General features: G+C 35.2%; 5 protein-coding genes and 1 pseudogene. All 6 read right to left on the bottom strand.

Translation table 11 applies throughout. From position 1 onward, the window contains the following. Nucleotides 1-536: 536 nt before the first annotated feature. Nucleotides 537-1,166: a hypothetical protein gene (locus MKX35_RS30930; RefSeq protein ID WP_076287036.1), complete on the bottom strand. Its 630-nt coding sequence runs from the start codon at nt 1,164-1,166 to the stop codon at nt 537-539. A gap of 441 nt (nt 1,167-1,607) precedes the next feature. Then, nucleotides 1,608-2,393 (bottom strand): Imm47 family immunity protein, encoded by a 786-nt coding sequence (gene imm47 / locus MKX35_RS30925; RefSeq protein ID WP_076301141.1) that lies wholly within the window; start codon nt 2,391-2,393, stop codon nt 1,608-1,610. 24 nt (nt 2,394-2,417) lie between these two features. After that, nucleotides 2,418-3,254: a hypothetical protein gene (locus MKX35_RS30920; RefSeq protein ID WP_256716445.1), complete on the bottom strand. Its 837-nt coding sequence runs from the start codon at nt 3,252-3,254 to the stop codon at nt 2,418-2,420. A 345-nt stretch (nt 3,255-3,599) separates the two neighbouring features. Continuing rightward, nucleotides 3,600-3,869 carry a hypothetical protein gene (locus tag MKX35_RS30915; protein ID WP_076287038.1) on the bottom strand — a complete coding sequence of 90 codons (270 nt, stop codon included), beginning with the start codon at nt 3,867-3,869 and terminating at the stop codon, nt 3,600-3,602. 606 nt (nt 3,870-4,475) lie between these two features. Continuing rightward, the gene (locus tag MKX35_RS30910; RefSeq protein ID WP_076287039.1) at nt 4,476-4,943 is read right to left on the bottom strand and encodes a DUF6985 domain-containing protein; all 468 of its coding nucleotides are present in this window, start codon (nt 4,941-4,943) and stop codon (nt 4,476-4,478) included. Nucleotides 4,944-4,960: 17 nt separating this feature from the next. Further along, a pseudogene (locus MKX35_RS30905) lies at nt 4,961-5,525 on the bottom strand (HNH endonuclease). Nucleotides 5,526-6,000: the final 475 nt, after the last annotated feature.

Below are 6,000 nucleotides of genomic sequence, written 5' to 3'. Positions count from 1 at the left end.
GAAGTATCCATCGCACAAAACGGGATCGAAGAACAAATTAGTTACCTTACCTGTACATGTTGACTGGTCGTCACCAGATTGCTTTCGTACACCCTAAACATCGTTGCAAGTGTTCGTTAAGTTGCGGACAAAGTCCTATTCTTTGCATTTCACCTTTACTATGGTTGTCGTGCTATCCATCTTGAAAGGTGCGATTCTGTCTTCCTCTCCCTCACTATCGCTACAAGGTAATCTACAGTTGCGAGTAAATTTGAATAAACCGCAAGAAAGCGAACATAACAAAAAACAGGTCAATCATGGTGGTATCTGACCATAATCGACCTGTTATATGTAACGGAATAGCGATATTCAGATTAAAAAATTAAAGCAATTGATGTGAGTACACACAAAATGACGAAATCTTCATACGGGTATTACATGGGTTATTTGTGTTATTGGTTGAATGATGGGTTCATTCGGCACTGGGTAGCCCCCACAATAATAATTGCACGAAGACAAAAAGCAAGACCTAACCACCATTCATGTCATTTACTTCTTTAACTAAAATATTCATTTACTACCGCAGTTAATTGGTCGTTTCCTAACTCAATGTTAGTCAAATAATAAATGAAATAATCTTCTACTTCACTTTGTTTGAATAGACTCAGATATTGAAATGCAAGTAGTGTAGTATTGTCTATTGCATAATTATCTTCCAATTTTGTTTTTACATATTGAATTACTTGATTAATAAATCTATTGTCTTTTGTCTTAAAAAGAACATTAAGAACGAATGTAATCTCATCCTCGTTCTCTAGTTCAAAAATCTCACGCATCTCATTCTCATCTAATTCTTCTTGAAATAGCTGTTCCTTAACCAAATTAAATATTTTTAAAGCCTCTAGTTCATCAGTATAATAATCTTCCCAAAAACTTAGATAAGCAAATTGCTTCGGTAATAAAGCTGAACTATTATTGGGCTTGTTCCACAATATCCAATCAGAATTTACTTTCTCGGATACAATGTCAAATAAAGAGATTGAATAAGGCACAACTTGTTTTATATCATTTTCCAATCTATATAGTTCCTCGCCGTTTTTGCTTGTTTCCACAGAATAAACCATATATTTTTTATTTATTGATAGATTCTCTTTTTTCTCTAAATCCTCTTTAAGACGTACTCTCATTTATCTTACTCCTTTAATATTAAAATCGACATCCAATTCAATTATCCAGAATAGGTCGTTTTCATTTGCTCTGAGATTCTTAGGTTTGGATCCTTCAATTTTATATCAAACGGGCTAATTCCTCCTGTTTTCTGATTTTGATAAAAATGAACTTCTCCCTTTCCATACGGAGTTTCATACTGTTGCTTTGATGTCATTTTAGCCCAATCTTCTATTTTACTACCGTCACTAGTTAATATCCTTCGAGCCTTATCATCTCATAAATCCTCGCCTTTAATGATGACATCGGAGTTAGATAAAACATCTTCTTTAAGAAGTGATTGCTTATACTGTTGATGTTTATAAATGTCACTAGATTCACCCGTCCCCTAAGTAGTTTCTTGATATTGAGAAATAAAAAAAGTGGTAACCTGATATTCCGGTTACCACCATTAATAAAAATTATAACTTGTGTCCGTAAAAATACTTTTGACCCTTTTCCCAGTTCTTACTTGAAAGTACATTAATATAATTGATAAAATCTTTATAATTATTTGCATTTATTACTGTGTTGTACTCAGCAGGTACTTTCACACCAGTCCAAATAGATAAAACAGACGGTATTAACTCCATTCTTAGCGGTTCTTCATTATTCGCCGCTATCAAAACCCTTTCCATCAATCTTTTCGCCAAGTCCCCAGGGAATGCTAACTTTTTATTAAAATAATAACTATCTACATCGTACTCTTGACTGATATTCACATAATATTTGCCAATCTCATCTACAGATACATATTCACCTAAATGCTCTTCATAGTTTATAAAAGAATCAATTGAATCTCTGAGGATTAGTGAAGTATCACTAATCTCATCCCAATCTTCAAGTAAGGCCAACAAGTAAGGAATTATATCAAGGGAGAGTGAAGTAGTAGCCGCTGACGCAAATGTATTCACCGTTTCTTCTGTCGCTTCATTCAATAAATGAAAGTTATTAGAATTTCTTAAATCATCGTGTGTAGAGATTGAGAAAAAAATTCTAATACATAAATTTAATACAGCATCATCTTTTGTTTGATTCATTAATTGAATTAATAGTGGTTTTTGTGTAAAATCTCCTATCTTAAAGAGTTCAATTAAATTTAATATAACTTTCGTTTCTGTATCAGATTGTAAAATACAATCTTTAATATCTGAAATATTTTTAGTTGATTTCTCTCCAAACCAAATACTATTCATAATATTGCCCATGTCTTTTCACCTACCCTCAATTCGTTATCTCTTGCCATTATCCCGAAGCCATTTTAAAATTTTATTTTGGAACACTGTGACCTCTGTATGAGTAGGATTATTTCCGAATAAAATAATACCATTTTTATTTTGAAATATTTTCAATACCTTAGCATTTTCTTTACCATAACCCATTTCATGATAAAAATCCAAATCCAAGTCTTCAAGCTTTTCTCGTCGGATAGTTGATTCTCCTGTAATTTTTATATTTGAATCTACATTTTCTCCTCCAAACGATAAGCCTTGAACATGATGGCCTTTTTCAAGCTCTCCCCTTCTGACTAATGCTTCATAGTCTGCTCGTGCTTGCTTCAATTCTTCACCTTTAACTACTATAGATTCATCAGTGTTAGGATACCAATCAGGGTTGGATTCATGCAATTTTTTTGCTTCATCATAATATGGGCCATACTCATCCTTACCTGAGGCCCGTTTACCTTCACTCGTCCCCTCAACCGCCTTCAATTCCATGTCCTTTATTGAATGATTACTGTCACTTTTCCCCTCCATCTTCACTCTTAATATCCGGTCCATTTCATTCTTAAAATTGATTTGCATCGGGGTCTGTGGAAGTGCCGGGGTATCTATATCTAGATTATTTATCTTGAATTGAAAACCTTCATTTGTGCTAAATGCCGGCAACGGTTTTTGTACCTCAAAACCTTTTACAGAATCTAACCCTTTTGGAGGCTTTAGAACTGCGCCTCCTGTAGGAAGCAAAGATTTTTCTACTGGACCATACAACAACATTACCATTCCCTGACTGTTGAGCCAATGATCCGCTGACCATGCTTCGTCTGGATTAAATGCTCCTTTCGCCATTTCCACTGTTCACGATCATCATAATCACTGTAGGATATTCTACAGTTGCGAGAAAATTGAAAAAACTCAAGAAACGAAGGTATCAAAAAACAGGTCATTCATATGGTGGTATTTGACCATAATCGACCTGTTTTATGTAACGCTTTAGCGATAATTATGTTATACCGTTCAAGCATTAAATTGCGTACAAAAAGAAATCAAGAAATCTTGTAGCGGTATTACATCAGTTAAGTGTGCTACTGGTTAAATGTTGGGTTCGATCGGCACTGGGTAGCTTTACTAACAACCTTAAAACTAATACCATGATTATTTAAATTCTAATTTAATAATCAAGATATTATGAATCTAAGAAAAAGAATATACCACCGATCCTAATGGTATATCTGTGGGTCTAATTGATTTACCAAGACATATGCCTACCATTTTTTTATTAATAGATGAGTTAGAAACTTGAAATGAAACAACTTCCAATTCTAACTCTTGGTCTTCAGGTGTCCTAACAAAAATCTTGTCCCCGATCTCGTTAAATGATGAGTGAACAGGGTTAATTCCAACTATAATAGTCCCATATTCTTTGGATTCAAACACATCTCCAACATCCATTAACTTTTGCATTTGATACCTTCCTTTTCATCTACTTTGAATGTATAATTCATCCTTCACGTCTCGAATATGAAAACCACCGTTTTTCAATCGTGTGATTGCATCCCTAAGTAACGTCATTCTTTCAGTTAATGTTAAACTCGGAGCAAATCTAGCCGCCTTGATGCTAGCCTGCGCTTCATTTAAAGCAGAATGTCTTGCATATGTTGCAGGATCAACATCATAAAGATTAAACGCTTTTCCATTTACGTACGCCTCATAGTATCCAACAATTTCATGGGCTATGATCGCCTTACCTGAGACACGATTATTCGCACTTAACGTTCCGATTCCACTAGATTTAAAAGGTAGTACGTCGGTATTTATATAAAGCCTGTCATACAGCTTTCAAATATTATTGTGCGTACAAACGAAATGACTAAATCTTTATATGGGTATTACATGGGTAAAGCGTGTTACTGGTTTAATAAGAATTCGCACTGGGTAGCTCAACCAAAAAGAAACCTTGAAAGGCGTAAAGCCCCTCAAGGTCAACAACCTCTAATTTAGCAGGTAATTCTTTATAAATACTCAGAAAAATTTTATATGGTTACAGTAGATAGCAAACCTTATAAAACTTTAAATGGCAACATCTTGGTATCCTACCTTAGCGACTTCTTCATCTATTAGACGCATACCAACCCCATTTTCCGCGTCCCATATACATTCAAACGTTAGTCCGATATATCTGCCTTCAAAGCGTCTCGCAGAAGGTACATATATACCTACTAGCCTGATATTTTTTAGAAGTTCGTCGACGGTATCAATTATGGGGTAATTCTCATTGTATGAAACATCATATCCAAGCTCAAACCGTTTTTGTTGGTAATAATCTAAAATTGGTTGTAAAATACTTTGTTGAAGATGCCCCCAGTCTTCTATTAAAGAATGATATGAAGCATACTGTTTTTCACTAAATTCACCATCGTCGTCTCCGTCTACCATCAAAGCAATATTGGCTTCTGTTTCACAAAACTCAATGGTAGTGTACCTAACCCACCCATAATTATATTCAAGTTCACCGAAAACTGCATCATTAATTTTCATTTTGAAAAAGCTCCTTTCTAATTGTTTGCAAATTCTCCCGGTGCAAATGCACCTGCGTCTATCTCTCCTACACCACCTAGATGTCCAAATTTGCTATTAATTTCTGATGGCACAAGTTGCATCGTTTTCCCATCGTTCAATTCGTGCCATGTCAACTTCAGTTCTTCACGAATATCTGCGATGTCTCCTGCTTTAATTTTTCCTGAGCTCAGCCCAAATTGATTAGCCAGCTCAGGCGAGTTATTAAGTTGTTCAGCCAATTTTATTATCTGCTTGCTTAAAATTAGCCCTTCTAGCATCTGCGCCTCTATTTCCAGTTCCACCTAACATATGATCGATTTCCAATTCTGCTTTTGCTACAGGCGAAAAATCAGGTACAGCATTCTTATAATTTATACCGTCAATGCCAGCTCCGTCTAATATTTTCTTCAACTCTGGATCAGGAGGTGGTTTTAAGATACATTCTCCTCTTTGTCCTTCAAAACCAACCTTTGGATTCTCAAGTGCAGGTGTTTAATTATATCTAGATTCATATGCACTGGAAAATTCATTTTGCTTGAAGGCAGGTGGAATGTCATCAATCTTACCCGTCCCCTAAGTAGTAATCTTAAAATCCACTAAAGGAATGTTGATAACATTTCACTAATTACCACCATTAAATCAGCTTGGTAGAAGTTCTGTTAGAGGACTCGCCGCCCGATATTCTGTCTTGTGCTTCATCATGCTGTAGATGATGTTTACACGCCTTCTCACAACGCATATGAGGGCTTGCTTCTTAGTCTTGTTGCGGACAATTTGCAGATAAGTCATGACAATATTAATGGTCGGGCTATGCATCCTAGAAGGTGCAATCTCTTTCCTTAACTTTCCAAGATCTCTATCGGGGCGGCTTATTCTATATTTAAGTAGCATGCTTTTAGTTTGGTAACTCTTGAAAAATATAAGGAAATCGTAGTAAAGTGATTATTTTGTTTGATAGATACTTTTTCTGGTATTGAGCTAACTTAGTATTTATGATTACAGTAGCATTTTCTTTTCTGAATATTTGATCTGTACC

The organism is Paenibacillus sp. FSL R5-0923 (genome assembly GCF_038009145.1).
GTDB lineage: Bacteria > Bacillota > Bacilli > Paenibacillales > Paenibacillaceae > Paenibacillus_AQ.
Note: the sequence above shows the minus strand (reverse complement) of the source record. Positions and strands in the feature narration are given on the sequence as shown.